The 16,997-nt window shown below is 74.6% G+C and carries 15 protein-coding genes; 4 read left to right on the plus strand and 11 right to left on the minus strand.

The features are described from left to right. Positions 1-171 precede the first annotated feature (171 nt). Positions 172-1,347 (plus strand): DUF4439 domain-containing protein, encoded by a 1,176-nt coding sequence (locus tag ACH436_RS15870; RefSeq protein ID WP_430561167.1) that lies wholly within the window; start codon positions 172-174, stop codon positions 1,345-1,347. An 11-nt stretch (positions 1,348-1,358) separates the two neighbouring features. On the opposite strand, the gene ACH436_RS15875 is transcribed toward ACH436_RS15870, so the two are convergent. Next, positions 1,359-3,191 (minus strand): proline--tRNA ligase, encoded by a 1,833-nt coding sequence (locus tag ACH436_RS15875; RefSeq protein ID WP_430561168.1) that lies wholly within the window; start codon positions 3,189-3,191, stop codon positions 1,359-1,361. A 127-nt stretch (positions 3,192-3,318) separates the two neighbouring features. On the opposite strand from ACH436_RS15875, the gene ACH436_RS15880 reads away from it, so the two are divergent. Further along, a complete protein-coding gene (locus tag ACH436_RS15880; RefSeq protein ID WP_430561169.1) occupies positions 3,319-4,209 on the plus strand; it encodes an Fpg/Nei family DNA glycosylase in 891 nt (296 codons plus the stop codon). Positions 4,210-4,217: 8 nt separating this feature from the next. Here ACH436_RS15880 and ACH436_RS15885 read toward each other — a convergent pair whose 3' ends face one another. The 6 genes from ACH436_RS15885 to dxr form a co-directional block, all read right to left on the minus strand. After that, positions 4,218-5,408 carry a glycine C-acetyltransferase gene (locus ACH436_RS15885; RefSeq protein ID WP_430561339.1) on the minus strand — a complete coding sequence of 397 codons (1,191 nt, stop codon included), beginning with the start codon at positions 5,406-5,408 and terminating at the stop codon, positions 4,218-4,220. A 2-nt stretch (positions 5,409-5,410) separates the two neighbouring features. Beyond that, positions 5,411-6,499 carry an L-threonine 3-dehydrogenase gene (gene tdh, locus ACH436_RS15890; protein ID WP_430561170.1) on the minus strand — a complete coding sequence of 363 codons (1,089 nt, stop codon included), beginning with the start codon at positions 6,497-6,499 and terminating at the stop codon, positions 5,411-5,413. 119 nt (positions 6,500-6,618) lie between these two features. Then, positions 6,619-7,563, minus strand: a complete 945-nt coding sequence (locus tag ACH436_RS15895; protein ID WP_430561171.1) for a GNAT family N-acetyltransferase — start codon at positions 7,561-7,563, stop codon at positions 6,619-6,621. 77 nt (positions 7,564-7,640) lie between these two features. Then, on the minus strand, positions 7,641-8,783 hold the full coding sequence (gene ispG, locus ACH436_RS15900) for a flavodoxin-dependent (E)-4-hydroxy-3-methylbut-2-enyl-diphosphate synthase (RefSeq protein WP_430561340.1): 1,143 nt from the start codon (positions 8,781-8,783) through the stop codon (positions 7,641-7,643). Positions 8,784-8,947: 164 nt separating this feature from the next. Beyond that, positions 8,948-10,270, minus strand: a complete 1,323-nt coding sequence (locus ACH436_RS15905; protein WP_430561172.1) for a M50 family metallopeptidase — start codon at positions 10,268-10,270, stop codon at positions 8,948-8,950. A gap of 66 nt (positions 10,271-10,336) precedes the next feature. Continuing rightward, a complete protein-coding gene (gene dxr / locus ACH436_RS15910) occupies positions 10,337-11,527 on the minus strand; it encodes a 1-deoxy-D-xylulose-5-phosphate reductoisomerase (protein ID WP_430561173.1) in 1,191 nt (396 codons plus the stop codon). A 208-nt stretch (positions 11,528-11,735) separates the two neighbouring features. Between dxr and ACH436_RS15915 the strand changes: the two genes are divergently transcribed. Beyond that, positions 11,736-12,506 (plus strand): hypothetical protein, encoded by a 771-nt coding sequence (locus tag ACH436_RS15915; RefSeq protein ID WP_430561174.1) that lies wholly within the window; start codon positions 11,736-11,738, stop codon positions 12,504-12,506. A 40-nt stretch (positions 12,507-12,546) separates the two neighbouring features. Here the strand turns inward: ACH436_RS15915 and ACH436_RS15920 are convergent, their stop codons facing one another. Next, complete coding sequence (locus tag ACH436_RS15920) at positions 12,547-13,809, minus strand: MFS transporter (RefSeq protein WP_430561175.1); 1,263 nt, start codon at positions 13,807-13,809, stop codon at positions 12,547-12,549. Positions 13,810-13,879: 70 nt separating this feature from the next. Between ACH436_RS15920 and ACH436_RS15925 the strand changes: the two genes are divergently transcribed. Then, positions 13,880-14,290, plus strand: a complete 411-nt coding sequence (locus ACH436_RS15925) for a MerR family transcriptional regulator (protein WP_430561176.1) — start codon at positions 13,880-13,882, stop codon at positions 14,288-14,290. Positions 14,291-14,357: 67 nt separating this feature from the next. Here the strand turns inward: ACH436_RS15925 and ACH436_RS15930 are convergent, their stop codons facing one another. Genes ACH436_RS15930 through ACH436_RS15940 form a run of 3 tightly spaced genes read right to left on the minus strand, consistent with a single transcriptional unit; the run spans position 14,358 to position 16,996 of the window. Continuing rightward, positions 14,358-14,909 carry a DivIVA domain-containing protein gene (locus ACH436_RS15930; RefSeq protein ID WP_430561177.1) on the minus strand — a complete coding sequence of 184 codons (552 nt, stop codon included), beginning with the start codon at positions 14,907-14,909 and terminating at the stop codon, positions 14,358-14,360. Further along, positions 14,906-16,093 (minus strand): 23S rRNA (adenine(2503)-C(2))-methyltransferase RlmN, encoded by a 1,188-nt coding sequence (rlmN, locus tag ACH436_RS15935; RefSeq protein WP_430561178.1) that lies wholly within the window; start codon positions 16,091-16,093, stop codon positions 14,906-14,908. The genes ACH436_RS15930 and rlmN overlap by 4 nt, the downstream gene beginning before the upstream one ends. A gap of 9 nt (positions 16,094-16,102) precedes the next feature. Then, on the minus strand, positions 16,103-16,996 hold the full coding sequence (locus ACH436_RS15940) for a phosphatidate cytidylyltransferase (protein ID WP_430561179.1): 894 nt from the start codon (positions 16,994-16,996) through the stop codon (positions 16,103-16,105). Between the last annotated feature and the right edge of the window lies 1 nt (position 16,997).

The raw sequence follows: 16,997 nt of genomic DNA on the forward strand, positions 1-16,997 counted from the left end.
CACGTCGTGGACTGCCGTGTGCTCCCGCGCCGGGACGTCCCGCGGCCGGTGTGTCGTTGTGTGCAGCGACCAGCGTAACGAACGACGGGGCTGCCCCGCGCCGTGCGGCGCCTCCGCCAGGTGGAGGAACGTCACACGGGCGGGGCCGCGCGCGTGGCATCATCGGCCTCGATGGAACCTCAGCCCGCCCCCGACCGGCTCGCCGACGACGACTCGGCCGGCGTGACCGGCGTGACCGGCGTGATCGTCGCCGCCCCGCCCGTCGGTCGGCGCCGGCGGCTGGCCTCCACCGCGGGGGCGCTCCTCGCCGTCGGCCTGCTGGCCGGGTGCGGGGTGCGGCTGGAGGCGCCGCCCGAGAGCGAGCCGGTGCCCGACAGCCTCGAGCTGGTGCGCCGCACCGCCGTCTCGGACGCGCTCCGCGTGGCCGACGGAGCCGAGGCCGCGCTCGAGGAGGTGCCCCGGGCGCGCGAGCGCGTCGTCGCCGAGCTCACGCGGATCGCCGCCGCCTCCCGCGAGCAGGCCGACGCCCTGGGCGGCGAGTACGACTCGGGGCTCGCCACCGACGCACCGACCGACCCGCCGTCGACGACCTGGGACCGCGCCACCCCGGCGGACGTCGTGGAGGCGCTGGACGACGCGGCCGCCCGCTCGCGCACCGCGGCCGGGACGACGACGGACGGCCCGCTGGCCCGCCTGCTCGCGTCGGTCGGCGCGGCGCAGACCGTCTCGGGAGAACGCCTCGCCGCGCTGGCCGACGTCCCCGGGCCGGACGTGGCCACCCCGCGCGTGCCCACGCCGACGGGCGACGGCCGGCCCGAGGCGGACACGTCCACGCCGGACGCGGCGACCGAGGAGCCGACCACCGACCCCGACGGCACGGGACCGGAGGGCGGGGACGACGGGACGGTGCCCGAGGGGCTGACGCCCCAGGACCTGAGCACCCTCGTCGTCTCGGAGGACGCGACGAGGTACGCGCTGCAGCTGCGCGCGGCGATCGGTGCGGGCGAGACCCGCGAGCGGCTGCTCGAGCGGGTCGCGGTGCACGGCCAGCGGGCGGACGCGTGGGCCGCCGTCGCGGGCGTGCAGGCCACCGCGGACGACCCCCGGCGCGCCGCCTACGCCGTGCCGCGGGCCGCGGACCAGGGCGACAAGGCGCTGGTGCTGGACCTGGAGGACGACCTCGCCACCGACTACGCGACGCTCGTGGGCACGACGGCGGCCGGGACCCGCACGGTGCTCGTCGACCTGCTCGTCGACGCCGCCGTCACCCTGGACGACTGGGGCGCCGAGCCCGAGCCGTTCCCCGGCCTGCCGGAGCAGGCCGGGGACGAGGCGCCCGCCGCGTAGCCCCGCGGGGCTCAGCGCGCGAGCAGGCCCGCGACGCGCTCGCTCACGACCCGGGCGGCGTCCGCCACCGGGACCTGCTCCGACGCGCCGGCCCGCGGGCGCACCTCCACCAGGCCGTCCGCGAGGCCGCGGCCGACGACCACGATCAGCGGCACCCCGAACAGCTCCGCGTCGGCGAACTTGACGCCGGGCGACACCTTGGGGCGGTCGTCGTAGACCACCTCGACGCCCGCGTCGACGAGCTCGGTGGCGAGCTTCTCCGCGGCGTCGAACACCTCCGTGCCCTTGCCCGTCGCGACGACGTGCACGTGCGCGGGAGCGACGTGCGCCGGCCACGCCAGGCCCTTGTCGTCGTGGTTGACCTCGGCCAGCGCGGCGAGGGCGCGGGTCACGCCGATGCCGTAGGAGCCCATCGTCACCGTGACGGCCTTGCCGTTCACGTCCAGGACCTTGAGGTCGAGCGCCTCGGCGTACTTGCGCCCGAGCTGGAAGATGTGGCCGATCTCGATGCCGCGAGCGAGCTCGAGCGGGCCGGAGCCGTCGGGCGCCGGGTCGCCGGCGCGGACCTCGGCCGCCTCGATCGTGCCGTCGGCGACGAAGTCGCGGCCCGCCACGAGGTCGAAGACGTGCCGTCCGGGGGCGTCGGCCCCCGTGATCCACCGGGTGCCGGGCACCACGCGCGGGTCGAGGAGGTACCGGATCGCCGACGTCGTCGAGCCGTCCTCGGCCTCGACCTGGGCGCCCTGCGGGCCCAGCACGCCGGGGCCGATGTAGCCCTTGACGAGCTCGGGGTGCGCGGCGAAGTCCGCCTCGGTGGCCGGCTCGGCCTCTGCGGGGGTGAGCGACGCCTCGAGTCGCTTGACGTCGACCTCCCGGTCTCCGGGCAGCCCGACGACGAGCAGCTCGCGCCGGCCGTCCGGGTGGGTGACGGCCAGCACGACGTTCTTCAGCGTGTCGGCGGCGGTCCACGCGCGGTCGGGGCGCGGGTGCTTCTCGTTCGCGCACGCCACCAGCGTGTCGATGGTCGGGGTGTCGGGGGTGTCCTCGACGTGCGCGGCGGGCGCGTCGTCGTACGGCAGCGCGTCGGGCACGGTCGTGACGACGGCCTCGACGTTGGCCGCGTAGCCGCCCGGCGAGCGCACGAAGGTGTCCTCGCCGATGGCCGACGGGGACAGGAACTCCTCGGACCGCGAGCCGCCCATCGCGCCGGACGTCGCGGAGACGATGACGTAGTCGAGCCCGAGCCGGTCGAAGATGCGCTGGTACGCGCCGCGCTGGCGCTCGTAGGCCGCGGCGAGGCCCTCGTCGTCGACGTCGAAGGAGTAGGCGTCCTTCATGATGAACTCGCGACCGCGGATGAGGCCGGCGCGGGGACGGGCCTCGTCGCGGTACTTCGTCTGGATCTGGTACAGCGCGAGGGGCAGGTCCTTGTACGACGAGTACAGGTCCTTCACCAGCAGCGTGAACATCTCCTCGTGCGTGGGCGCGAGGAGGTAGTCGGCCTCCTTGCGGTCCTGCAGCCGGAAGAGGTTGGGGCCGTACTCGGTCCAGCGGCCGGTGGCCTCGTAGGGCTCCCGCGGCAGCAGCGCCGGGAAGTGCACCTCCTGCGCGCCGATCGCGTCCATCTCCTCGCGCACCACGGCCTCGATCTTCGCCAGCACGCGCAGGCCGAGCGGCAGCCAGGAGTAGATGCCGGGGGCCGCGCGCCGGATGTAGCCGGCGCGGACCAGCAGCCGGTGGCTCGCGACCTCGGCGTCGGCCGGGTCCTCGCGCAGGGTGCGGACGAAGAGCTGGGACAGGCGGAGCAGGTCGCCCTGGGGCTGGCGGGCGGACACGATCGACATGGGGGCAAGCCTAGCGGCGCCGAGCCCCTGTCCCCGCCGCCCTCCCCGGGCGCCCGGTCCTGCCGTCCGCCTGCCGCCACGTGCCACTCCCCTGGTCGGCGTCGGTCCCGGCTGGCAGCATGGCGCCATGCCCGAGCTTCCCGAGGTGCAGGCGCTGGCGGAGTTCCTCGACGCTCGTACGACCGGCCATCGCGTCGTCGCCGCCGACGTCGCGGCCATCGCCGCGCTCAAGACGTTCGACCCGCCCGTGACCGCGCTCGTCGGGCAGGAGGTCCGCGGCGTCACCCGGCACGGCAAGTGGCTCGATCTCGCGGCCGGCGCGGACGGCGAGGAGCTCCACCTGCTGTTCCACCTGTCGCGCGGCGGCTGGGTGCGCTGGTCCGACCAGGCGCCCACGACGCCGGTCCGCCCGCGGATGGGCGGCTCCTCGCGCGGGGCGGCGCTGGCGCTGCGCGTGCGGCTCGACGACGGCGCGGGGTTCGACCTCACCGAGGCGGGCACCCGCAAGCGTCTCGCGGTGCACGTGGTGCGCGACCCGCAGGAGGTGGAGCAGGTCGCGACGCTCGGGGTGGACCCGCTCTCGGACGACTTCACGGCCGGGGCGCTCGCCGCGCTGATGCAGGAGAAGAACCAGCAGGTCAAGGGGCTGCTGCGCGACCAGCGCGCGATCGCCGGGATCGGCAACGCCTACTCCGACGAGATCCTGCACGTCGCGCGGGTCTCGCCGTTCAAGCTCACCCGCTCGTTCACGCCGGACGAGGTCGCGGCGCTGCACGACGCGGTCGTCACGACCCTGCACGACGCCGTCGCGGCGTCGTCGGGCAAGCCCGCCAAGGAGCTCAAGGACGCCAAGCGCGCCGGCATGCGCGTGCACGGCCGCACGGGAGAGGCGTGCCCCGTGTGCGGCGACGTCGTGCGGGAGGTGAGCTTCGCCGACCGGTCGCTGCAGTACTGCGCCACCTGCCAGACCGGCGGGCAGGTGCTCGCCGACCGGCGCATGTCGAGGCTGCTGAAGTAGCCCCGGGGTCAGCCCGCGGCGACCGCCTCCCGTGACGCCACGAACGCGTCGACGCACGCGCGCACCTGCTCGGGCGTGTGCGCGGCGGAGAGCTGCACGCGGATGCGGGCCTCGCCCCGGGGCACCACGGGGAAGCTGAACGCCGTGACGTACACGCCCCGCTCCCCCATCGCCGCCGCCACCCTCGCGGCGAGCACGGCGTCGCCGAACATCACCGGCACGATCGGGTGCTCGCCCGGCAGCAGGTCGAAGCCGGCCTCGGTCATGAGACGGCGGAACAGTGCGGCGTTCTCGGTCAGCCGGGCGCGCAGGTCCCCGGACCCCTCCACGAGGTCGAGCGCGGTGAGGGTGCCGGCCACGATGGTCGGAGCCAGCGTGTTCGAGAACAGGTACGGGCGGGCCCGCTGCCGCAGCAGGTCGACGATCTCCTGGTGCGCCGCGACGTAGCCGCCCGACGCCCCGCCGAGCGCCTTGCCGAAGGTGCCCGTGAGGATGTCCACGCGGTCCGCGACCCCCAGTAGCTCGGGGGTGCCCCGGCCGTGGTCGCCCATGAAGCCGACGGCGTGCGAGTCGTCCACCAGGACGAGCGCGGAGTACCGGTCGGCGAGGTCGCAGATCTCGCGCAGCGGCGCGAGGTAGCCGTCCATCGAGAACACGCCGTCGGTGACGATCACGACGTGCCGCGCCCCACCGTCGCGGGCGGCGCGCAGCTGGTCCTCCAGGTCGGCCATGTCGCGGTTGCGGTAGCGGAACCGTGCGGCCTTCGACAGCCGGATGCCGTCGATGAGCGAGGCGTGGTTGAGCGCGTCCGAGACGATCGCGTCGTCCGCGCCGAACAGCGTCTCGAAGACCCCGCCGTTGGCGTCGAAGCACGACGAGAACAGGATCGAGTCGTCCGTGCCGAGGAACCCCGCCAGCCGCTGCTCGAGGGTGCGGTGCTGGTCCTGCGTGCCGCAGATGAACCGCACGCTGGCCAGCCCGTAGCCCCACGTGTCGAGGGCGTCGCGCGCCGCCGCGACGAGGCGCGGGTCGTCGGCCAGCCCGAGGTAGTTGTTGGCGCAGAAGTTCAGCAGCTCGGCGCCGTCGGCGCGGATGCGCGCCCCCTGCGGCCCGGTGATGCCGCGCTCGTGCTTGGTCAGGCCGGCGGCCTCGATGGCCTCGAGCTCTCCCGCCAGGTGGTCCCGGAACGTCCCGTACATCGTCACGCCTTCCTGTCCTCGTCGGCCCTGCCGTCGGCCCCGTCGTCGGACCAGTCCGTCCAGTCGAGCACGACCTTGCCCCCGTGCGCCGAGGCCGCGGCCTCGAACCCCTCGCGCCACCGGCTCGCGGGGAGCCGGTCGGTGACGACGGACGCGATCGCCCCGCGCAGCGTCGCGCTGGTGCGCAGCATCGCGTCCATCGCCTGCCACGTCTCGAACATCTCCCGCCCGTAGATGCCCTTGAGCGTGAGCATGTGGGTCACGACCGTGCCCCAGTCGACGGCGATCGGCCCCGACGGCAGGCCGAGCATCGCGATCCGCCCGCCGTGGTTCATGTTCGCGATCATCTCGGGCAGCGCGCTCGGGGCGCCGCTCATCTCGAAGCCGACGTCGAACCCCTCGCGCAGCCCGAGCTCGCGCTGCGCGTCGGCGACCCGCGACGTGCGCACGTCGACGGCGGCGTCCGCACCCATGGCCCTCGCCATCTCGAGCCGCGCCGGGCTGACGTCCGTGCCCACGACCAGGTGGGCCCCCGCGTGCCGGGCCACCGCGATGGCCATCAGCCCGATGGGCCCGCAGCCCGACACGAGCACGTCCTCGCCGATCACCGGGAACGCGAGCGCCGTGTGCACCGCGTTGCCGAGCGGGTCGAAGATGGCCGCGACGTCCAGGTCGACCTCGGCGTGGTGCACCCACACGTTGGTGGCGGGCAGCACGACGTACTCGGCGAACGCCCCGTCGCGGTGCAGTCCGAGCCCCTGGGTCCGGATGCACATCTGGCGGCGCCCGGCGCGGCAGTTGCGGCACGTGCCGCACACGATGTGCCCCTCGCCGGACACGAGGTCGCCCACGGCGACGTCGTGCACCATGCCCCCGACCTCCACGACCTCGCCGACGAACTCGTGGCCCGGCACCAACGGCGCCGCGACCGTGGAGGCGGCCCAGTCGTCCCAGCGGTCGATGTGCAGGTCGGTGCCGCAGATGCCCGTGCGCAGCACGCGGATCTTCACGTCGCCGATGCCGGCCTCCGGCTCGGGCCGCTCCACCAGCTCCAGGCCGGGGCCGGGCCCCGGCTTGTACAGCGCCCTCATCCGGCACCCACCAGTGCCCCGGACAGCCCCGCGTCCCGCGTCCCTTGCGTCGTCACGCCGCGTACCATCTCACGATCCGGACAGATCCGGTAACCGTCGGCGCCGTCGGCCCGGCATCGTCAGAACAGCACCGTCGTGAAGGTGCCGACCTGCTCGAAGCCCACGCGACGGTACGTGGCGAGGGCCGGTGCGTTGAACGCGTTGACGTACAGGGACACCACGGGCGCCACCTCGCGGCGGGTCGCGTCGACGACGGCGGCCATGCCGGGCGCGGCCAGGCCGCGGCCGCGGCGCGACGGGTCGACCCAGACGCCCTGCACCTGGGCGACGCCGCCGGCCACCGCCCCGAGCTCGGCCTTGAAGGCGACCAACGGCCCTGTCCCGGTCCCGGGGCCCGGGACGGGCGGCTCCATGCGGACGAAGGACCGCCCCTCGGCCACGAGCGAGCGCACGCGCAACGCGTAGGCGCTGCCCGGGGACGCGGCGGGCGCGTAGCCGACCTCCTCCGCGAACATGCGCACGCACGCGGGAAGCACGGCGTCCACCTCGTCGAGCCTCGAGCGGCGCACCTGCGGGTCCGGTTCCACGTCAGGGTCTCTCGCGATCGCGAGCGACGGCTGGTCGGCCCGCACCTCGCGCGCCGGGGGCCAGCGCGGCGCGAGCAGGTCCCACAGCGCGAGCGCCGCCGTCCGCTCCCCGACGATGGACGACGAGCGCCGCCCCTGGGCGCGGGCGGTCGCGGCGAACGCGGCGACCGCGTCGTCCGCGTCCCGGCCCACGAGGTCCGGCGCGAGCACGGGCACCAGGTTCGCACCGGACCAGCAGACCGCGACGAGCGGGCCCGTCGCGGGGAACCCCCAGGCCTGCCCGCCGGCGGCGGCGAAGCCCACCGCGGCCGCGACCTCGAGCCGCGCCGCCGCGAGCACCGAGGTCACCGGGTCCCGGGCGCACAGGGCGCGCGCCTCGGCGAGGTCCTCCTGACCGAGCACGCGCGCCCGGGGTCGGCGCGCGTCGAGGCCGCGCGCGTCGCCGCGTGCCCGCACCGCCGGTCGCCAGCCGCCCATCACGCCCCCTTCGCCGCCGTGGGTCCCACCGTCATCGTCCCCGGCACGGCCCGCCGCGTCGACCGCGCGCCGACCTGTCAGCCGACCGTGACCTCCGGGGCCCCGGCCTGCGCGTCGTTCTCGGGGGCGGGCATCGACTCGGCGATGCGCATCGCCTCCTCGATGAGGGTCTCGACGATCATCGCCTCCGGCACGGTCTTGATGACCTCGCCCTTGACGAAGATCTGGCCCTTGCCGTTGCCGGACGCGACGCCGAGGTCCGCCTCGCGGGCCTCGCCCGGGCCGTTGACGACGCAGCCCATGACCGCGACGCGCAGCGGGACCGTCATGCCCTCCAGGCCTGCGGTCACCTTCTCCGCGAGCGTGTAGACGTCCACCTGGGCGCGGCCGCACGACGGGCAGGAGACGATCTCGAGCTTGCGGGGCCGCAGGTTGAGGGCCTGGAGGATCTGCGTGCCGACCTTGACCTCCTCGACCGGCGGCGCCGACAGGGACACCCGGATGGTGTCGCCGATGCCCTGGCTCAGCAGGGCGCCGAACGCGGTGGCCGACTTGATGGTGCCCTGGAACGCCGGGCCCGCCTCGGTGACGCCAAGGTGCAGCGGCCAGTCGCCGCGCTGGGCGAGCAGCTCGTAGGCGCGCACCATGACGACCGGGTCGTTGTGCTTCACGGAGATCTTGAAGTCGTGGAAGCCGTGCTCCTCGAACAGGGACGCCTCCCACACGGCGGACTCCACGAGCGCCTCCGCGGTGGGCTTGCCGTACTTCTCCAGCAGGCGCTTGTCGAGGGAACCGGCGTTGACGCCGATGCGCAGCGAGACCCCGGCGTCCGAGGCCGCCTGGGCGATCTCCTTGACCTGGTCGTCGAACTTGCGGATGTTGCCCGGGTTCACGCGCACCGCCGCGCAGCCGGCGTCGATCGCCGCGAACACGTACTTGGGCTGGAAGTGGATGTCCGCGATGACGGGGAGCTGCGACTTCTTCGCGATGACCGGCAGCGCCTCCGCGTCGTCGATCGTCGGCACCGCGACGCGCACGATGTCGCAGCCCGCTGCGGTCAGCTCGGCGATCTGCTGCAGCGTCGCGTTGATGTCCGTGGTCGGGGTCGTCGTCATCGACTGGATGCTGATCGGCGCGTCACCGCCGACGGCCACCTTGCCCACCTGGATCTTGCGGGACTTGCGGCGCGGGGCCAGCGTGGGTGCGGGCGGAGTCGGCATGCCGAGATTGATCGCAGTCACGGTGCCAGTATCGCGCTTCCTGGGGCTGGTCACGCACACGGGGAGGCCTCGCGCCGCGCCGTCCACGGTGCGGTGCCACTCTCGTCGCACGTTCTTCACGCGGGCGCCGCCCTCGCGGCCGGGCGCCCCGGGCGCAGGCGCGGCTAGAACAGGCGGACCGGGTCCACCACGTCCGCCACGATGAGCACCGCGCCTGTGCCGACGAGCACCGCGAACATCACGTAGGCGACCGGCATCATGCGGGCGACGTCGGCCGGCCGCGGGCGCGGGAGGCCCCGCAGCCGCGCCAGCTGGCGCTTGGCGCCCTCGTAGAGCGCGTTGACCACGTGCCCCCCGTCCAGCGGCAGCAGCGGGATGAGGTTGAAGACGAAGAGCGCCACGTTCAGCGACGCGAGCAGGCTCAGCAGGAGCTGCAGGGTGGTCACGACGGGCATCTCCGCCTCGACGACGTTCACCGCGATCCGGCTGACGCCCACCACGGACATCACCGAGTCCTGCGAGCGCGGCTCGTCGGTGAACGCCTGCACGGCGGCCTCCCCGATCCGCACGGGCAGCGTCACGACCGCCGAGGCCGTCCCGCTCACCATGGCCCAGGTCTCCCGCGGCACGCTGGAGACGGGCAGCGGCTCGTACTCCTGGGTCGGCGTCACGCCCAGGAACCCCGCCGTCTCGGTCACCGGCTGCCCCGACCCGTCGACCTGCGGCGTGCCGTCGGCCTCGAGCACGGGCACCTGCCGCTCCGCGGTGGTGACGGTGAGCGCGACCTCCGCGCCGTCCCGCAGCACCACCACCGGCACCTGCTGGTCGGGCACGTCGGCGATCGCGCCGGAGAGCTGCTCCCACGAGGTGACGGCCGCCCCGTCCCACTCCACGATCTCGTCGCCGGGCTGCAGACCGGCCGCGGCCGCCGGCGACGGAGCGGCGTCCGCGCCGCACACCGGGGCGCCGTCCGCGGCCGTCGACGTGGGGGTGCACGCGCTCACCGCACCCACGGTGGTCGTGATCGTCTGGGCGCCGATGCCGACGAGCATCACGAACAGCAGCACCACGGCGATGAGCAGGTTCATCACCGGGCCGCCGAGCATGACGACGAGCTTCTTGGGCGTCGAGAGGTGGTAGAAGGCGCGATGCTCCTCGCCGGGGAGGATCTCGCTCACCGACGCGTCGCGCGCGTCGGCGATCGCCTGACCGAAGAACCCGCTGCGACGGGGGGTGCCCTCCGGCGCGGCGGGCATCATGCCGACCATCCGCACGTAGCCGCCGAGCGGGATCGCCTTGACCCCGTACTCGGTCTCCCCCTTCGTGCGCGACCAGAGCGTGGGGCCGAAGCCCACCATGTACTGGCTCACCCGCACGCCGAACTTCTTCGCGGGGACCATGTGGCCCACCTCGTGCAACCCGATCGACAGCGCGAGGCCCACCACCGTCACGGCGATGCCGACCACCCAGGCAAGAAGCTGATCCACGAGCACGAGCCTAGGTCACCCCGCGGCGGGGACCGGCCCTCGCGTGCGCCCTGCGTGGAGGGATCGTCAGGACCGCGCGAGGATCTCGTCGGCCCGGGCCCTGGCCCACCGCTCGGCACCCTCGACGGCGTCGAGCGTGACGTCGGACGCCGCCGTGCCGTCGTGCTCCCCGAGCACCCGCTCCACCGTCTCGACGATGTCCAGGAACCCGATGCGCCCCGCGAGGAAGGCGGCCACGCCCTGCTCGTTCGCCGCGTTGTACACCGCGGGGTGGGTGGCCGACGCCGCGGCCGCCGCCCGGGCCAGGCCGACGGCGGGGAACGTGCCCTCGTCGAGCGGCTCGAACGTCCACGACGCCGCACGCGACCAGTCGCACGGCGGGGAGACCACGTCGAGCCGCTCCGGCCAGGACAGCCCGAGCGCGATGGGCAGCCGCATGTCCGGCGGGGACGCCTGGGCGATCGTGGAGCCGTCGCGGAACTCGACCATCGAGTGCACGACCGACTGCGGGTGCACCACCACGGTGATGTCGTCGACGGGCACGTCGAAGAGCAGGTGCGCCTCGATGAGCTCGAGCCCCTTGTTCATCAGCGACGCGGAGTTCACCGTCACGACCGGGCCCATCGCCCAGGTCGGGTGGGCGAGCGCCTCGTCGACGGTGACCTTCTTGATGTCGTCGCGGCTGCGCCCCCGGAACGGCCCGCCGGAGGCCGTGAGGACCAGCCGCCGCACCTCCTCGCGCGCCCCGCCGCGCAGCGCCTGGGCGATGGCCGAGTGCTCGGAGTCCACGGGGACGATCTGGCCGGGTGCCGCCGCGGCCTTGACCAGGGACCCGCCGACCACGAGGGACTCCTTGTTCGCGAGCGCCAGCCTCGAGCCGCCCGCGAGCGCCGCGAGCGTCGGGCGCAGCCCCACGGACCCGGTGATGCCGTTGAGGACGACGTCGCTGCCGCGCCCTGCGAGCTCGGTCGCGGCCTCCGCGCCGGCCAGCACCTCGACGCCCTCCGCCCGGGCGCCCAGCCGCGCGGACAGCGCCGCGCGCAGGTCGTCCACGCGGGCGGGGTCCGCGACCGCGACGGCGCGCGCCCCGACGGTGGCCACCTGCTCGGCCAGCAGGCCGACGTCGGACCCGCCCGCGCTGAGCGCCTCGACCCGGAACCGCCCGGGGTGGGACCGCACGACGTCGATCGCCTGCGTGCCGATCGAGCCGGTGGAGCCGAGGAGGGTGACGGTGCGGGGCGTCGTGACGTCAGGCATGGCGCCATCATCCCAGGAGCGTGAGGCCGCCGACCCCCGCCGCAGATCCGCGGCCGACCCCGCGACACGCCGCGGATCGGACAGAACTTCACCCGCTCGGGTGCTTGACTTTCGGACCAGAGGCACTCACGAGCGGTCGCGCCGGGGTGTGACGCCGGTTACGTTCGCATACATGCGTCCTTATCGCGTGATAGCCGGAAAACGTGCCATGGCCACCGTCGCCGGTGTCGCCGCCCTGGTCACGGGCGCCGTCGTCGGGATCGCGGCACCCGCCGCCGCGGACGGTGACGGCGAGACCCACCGCATCTTCGCGACCCGCGAGGGGCTGGTGGGCAAGCGCACCGCCAACGGGCACACGATCGAGAAGCGGGACCACTTCGTGGCCCTTCCGTCGCGACGCGCCCTGTCCGCCGACGGCGACGGGGCGTTCTCGGTCCGGGTCTGCCGGGCGGACAGCACCCGGTGCGAGTACGCGCCGGTGTGGGACGTCGGGCCGTGGAACACCACCGACGACTACTGGAGCGCCACCCGGCACGCCGACCGTGACCTGCCGAAGGGCACCCCGCAGGCGTCGGCCGCGTACCGGCTGGGACACCACGGCGGCAAGGACCTGTTCGGCCGCACCGTGACGAACCCCGCGGGCATCGACCTCGCCGACGGCACGTACTGGGACGGCCTCGGGCTGCGTTCCAACGCCTGGGTCGACGTCACCTACCTGTGGCAGGGCTCCGCCCGGACCGGGACCGTCTCGGCCGGCGGCGACACCCTCAACGTCCGCACCGGCCCCGGCACCGGGTACCGGTGGACCGGCGCCGCCGCCCACGCCGCGCGCGTGCCGCTGCTGTGCCACGCGCGCGGCGAGACCGTCACGGGCACCCGCGGCACCACGAACCTCTGGTACCGGGTCGGCGCGGGCAACTGGGTGTCCGACGCCTACCTCGACACGGGCAGCGGCAACGCCCTCGCGCCTGCCTGCTGAGGACAGGGCCGGCGGCCGGCCGGAGCTGCCGGAGCGGTCCTCAGGCGTCCGCGGTCGCGGCCCGCGCGACGGCCTCTCGCTCCCCGGCGGGGCGCGACCACACCCGCGCGCCGACGACGAGCGCGACGGCCGTCGCCGCCACCACCACGGCCGCGGGGACCGGGAGCGCGGACGCGCCGCCCTCGGCCACGACGAGGGACGCGGCCGCCGCACCCACCGCGATCCCGCCGTTGAACACGACGGGGATCAGAGCGGCCGCCGTCGCCCGACGCTCGACACCGCCCAGGCGCAGGATCAGCGTCTGCGCCAGCGGCGGGAGCGCACCCGAGGCCGCGCCCCAGGCGACGAGGACCACCACGCCGACGACGGGGTGCACGTCCACGACCACCAGCCCGAGGAGCGCCAGCGCCGTCGCGGCCGCGGCCAGCGCGAGCGCCGGCGCCGTCCGCGCGCCGAACCTCCCCGCGAGCGCCACGCCCAGCGCGGACGCGACGCCGAACACCAGGAGCAGCGTGCTCACGCCGCCGGGCACGGCGGCGGCCGGGGTCTCGACGAGGCGCGTGACGTAGGTGTAGGCCCCGTAGTGACCGACGAGCAGCACGCCCACGACCGCCGTCACGGCGATCATCGGGCCGGGCCCGTGCGAGCCCGCCGGGGCGCCGGCGCCCGCCGGGACGTCGTCCCCGAGCCCGCGACCGCCCGCCCCCACCGGGTCTCCTGCGCGCGCGACGAGCGTCCGGACGAGGACGGCGACGACGAGCGTCACGGCGGCGAGCCCGGCGAACGCGGCGCGCCACCCGACCGCACGCGTGACGAGGCTCGCGAGCGGGGTGCCGAGCACCATGCCGAGGGTGGCCCCGCCGAGCACGACGGCGACGGCGCGCGCCAGGAGCCGGTCCGGCACGAGGTCCGCGACGTGCGCGTTGGCGGACGCCCACAGCAGGCCCACGGCCGCGGCGCCCCCGAGGCGCGCCCCCACCGCGACGCCGTACGTCGGCGCGAGGGCGGTGGCGAGGGAGGACGCGGCCAGGCCGCCGAGCGCGACGGCGATCACGGCGCGCCGGTCCCTGCCGGCGACGAGCCGGACGAGCGGGAAGCTCGCCACGACCACCACGGCGGCCCACACGGACACGAGCAGCCCCGTGCGCGACTCGTCCACGCCGAGCCCCGCGCTCATCTGCGGCAGCACGGCCGTCGGCAGCATCTCGGCGGTGACCATCGTGAACGTGGCCGCGCCGAGGACCAGGAGCGAGGGCCACGGGAGCGTGCCGGCGGGGGACGAGGAAGATCCTGGTGTCGTCATGGGACCGACGCTAAAGTTTGACACTGATGTCAATGTCAAGCGTGACGACCGTCACCCCTGGAGGCACCGGATGAAGATCGGCGAGGTCGCACGGCGCAGCGGCGTGGCGCCGCGGCTCGTGCGCTACTACGAGCAGCAGGGCCTGCTCGTCGCGGAGCGCGCGGCGAACGGGTACCGCACCTACTCCGACGACGACGTCGAGCGCGTGTCGAGGGTCGCGGGCATGGTGCGCGCCGGCATCCCCACGCGGCTGATCAAGGTGCTGCTCGACATGGAGGAGGCGTGCGCGGACCAGGCGCCCACGTGCCCGCGGACCGTCGCGGAGATGCTCGCCGCCGAGCTCGTGGGCATCGAGGACAGGCTCGCCTGCCTCACCCGCAGCCGGGACACGATCCGCGACGTCCTCACCCGCACCGAGCACGCCGCCCTCCTGTCGGAGGCCGACGCGGCAGGCAGCGCCCCCGTGGCCGGCGCCCGCTGACGACATGACGAGGGCCGCCGACGTGTCGTCGGCGGCCCTCGTCAGGTCTGCTGGGAGCGGGCCAGGGTCACTCGACCCCGAGCAGCACCTCGATCGCGCGGGCGAAGAAGCGGTCCACGGGCCCCTCGGCGTACCCGTCCGAGCCCTTGGTGCGGCCGAAGGTGGCGGAGCGGATCTCACCGGACGTCAGCGGCTCCTGACGGTCGAAGTACGCGACCAGCCGGTCGCACAGCGCGTCGACGTCGTCCGGGTCGTACCCCTGCTCGCCCCGCTCGGCCGGGGCGAACTTCTCGCCGTCGGGCCGGCCCAGGCGCCCGTACATCGTGCGGGCGCGGTCCGCCAGGGCGGCCATCCAGGCCTCCTGCCCGTGCGCCGCGACGTACTCGGCGCGCTGCCGCGCGATGAACGCCGCCTCGAGCCGGTCGAGGGCCGCGTCGACCTCGTGCGTGTCGTAGCCGCCGCGCACCAGGTCGAACGTCGACACCTGGATGTCGGCGTGCGACAACGGCTCCGCGGTGCGTCCCTCGTAGGCCTGCCGGGCGTGGTCGAAGAAGTCCTCGACCTCGTCGCGGTCGTACCCGGTGCGCATCGCGGACACCGTGCTGAACAGTGCGCTCACTCGTCCTCCTCGGCCGCCAGCTGCCCGCAGGCGCCGTCGATGTCGCTCCCACGGGTGTCACGGATCGTGGTGGGGATGCCGTGCCCGCGCAAGCGTGCCACAAACTCGTCCTCGACAGCACGCTCGCTCGCGGTCCAGATCGAGCCGGGCGTGGGGTTGAGCGGGATGGGGTTGACGTGCACCCAGCCGCGCCCGCGGGCGTTGAGCTTCTCCCCCAGCAGGTCGGCGCGCCAGCCGTGGTCGTTCATGTCCTTGATGAGCGCGTACTCGATCGACACGCGCCGGCCCGTGACCTCGAAGTATCGCCGCGCGGCGTCGAGCGCCTCGTCCACGCTCCACCGGGTGTTGATCGGCACGAGCTCGCTGCGCAGGTCGTCGTCGGGGGCGTGGAGGCTCAGGGCCAGCGTCACCGGGATCTCGAGCTTCGTGAGCTTCTCGATCGCGGGGACCAGCCCCACGGTCGAGACGGTGATGTTGCGGGCCGACATCCCGAAGCCCTCGGGCTGCGGGGCCACGAGCGCCTTCACCGTCTCGAACACGGCCTTCGGGTTCGCCAGCGGCTCGCCCATCCCCATGAAGACGAGGTTGTTCAGGCGGGTCGGCCCACCGGGGATCTCGCCCGCCGCGAGCGAGCGGTTCGCCGCGCGCACCTGCTCGAGGATCTCCGCCGTCGAGAGGTTGCGGGTCAGCCCCAGCTGGCCCGTCGCGCAGAACGGGCACGCCATGCCGCAGCCCGCCTGCGACGACACGCACAGCGTGGTGCGCTGCGGGTAGCGCATGAGCACCGACTCGACCTTGGCGTCGTCGAACAGGTGCCACAGCGTCTTGACGGTGGTGCCGCCGTCGGCCTCGAGACGCCGGGTCGGGCGGATGAGCTGCGGGAACATCGTCGTCGCGATGGCCTCGCGGGTCTTCGCCGGCAGGTCGGTCATCTGCTCGGGGTCGGACGTGTAGTGCTGGAAGTAGTGCGTCGCGAGCTGCTTGGCCCGGAACGGCTTCTCCCCCATCTCCTGCATCGACGCGACACGCTCGGCCGGCGTGAGGTCCGCGAAGTGCTTCGGCGGCTTGCCCCGGCGGCGCGGCGCCATCTGCAGGGGCATGGGCGCGGTCTCGTCGCCCGGGCGGACCGCGGGGATGCCGAGGTCGGCGCCGGACGTCGCGGGACGGGCGGTGGTGGGGGGCATGACGGTTCCTTACAGGGCGCCGGACGGCGCCATGGTGAGCACGAGGTACACGAACGGGGCGGTGACGACCATCGAGTCGAGGCGGTCCAGCACACCCCCGTGGCCCGGGAGCAGCGAACCCATGTCCTTCAATTCTAGGTCCCGCTTGATGAGCGACTCGGCGAGGTCGCCCACGGTGGCCGTGATGGCGGTGAGGACGCCGAGCACGATGCCGAGCACCGGGCTCGCGTCGAGGGCGAGCACCGCGCCCGCGACGCCGACGGCCGTGGCCAGGACGAGCGAGCCCGCCAGGCCCTCCCAGGTCTTCTTCGGGCTCACGGTGGGTGCCAGCGGGTGGCGGCCCATCGTCACGCCCGCGACGTACCCGCCCGTGTCGTTCGCCACGGCCAGGAGGATGAACAGGGCCACCCGGAGCTCCCCGTCCGGCTGCGCGAGCAGCAGCATGACGAAGCCCGCCAGGAACGGCACGTAGGTGGCCGCGAAGACCGCGGCCGCGCAGTCGCGCAGCGCCTGCGGCCCAGGGCCGTCCAGCACCCGCCAGACGACGACCGCGCCGACGGTCAGCACGTAGGCGACCAGCAGCGCCTCGGGACCGGAGGCGTACGCGGAGACCACCATGCCGACGCCGCCGACCATCAGCGGCAGCATCGGCAGGTGGATGTCTCGACGGGCGAACGCCTGCCGCAGCTCCCACAGCGCGGCGCCGACCGCGACCGCGGCGACCGCGACGAACGGCTCCGGCCGGAACCACAGGGACGCCGCGACGCCGAGCAGCAGCAGGACGCCCACCCCGATGGCCACGGGGAGGTTGCGGCCGGCGCGCGACGACGTCGGGTCGGCCGCCGCACCGGTGGCCGGGTCGAACGGGGACGCGTCCTCGCCCGGTTCGAGGGGATGGGTCACC

Origin of the sequence: Isoptericola sp. NPDC019693, assembly GCF_044389085.1 — a bacterium.
Taxonomy (GTDB): domain Bacteria; phylum Actinomycetota; class Actinomycetes; order Actinomycetales; family Cellulomonadaceae; genus Isoptericola.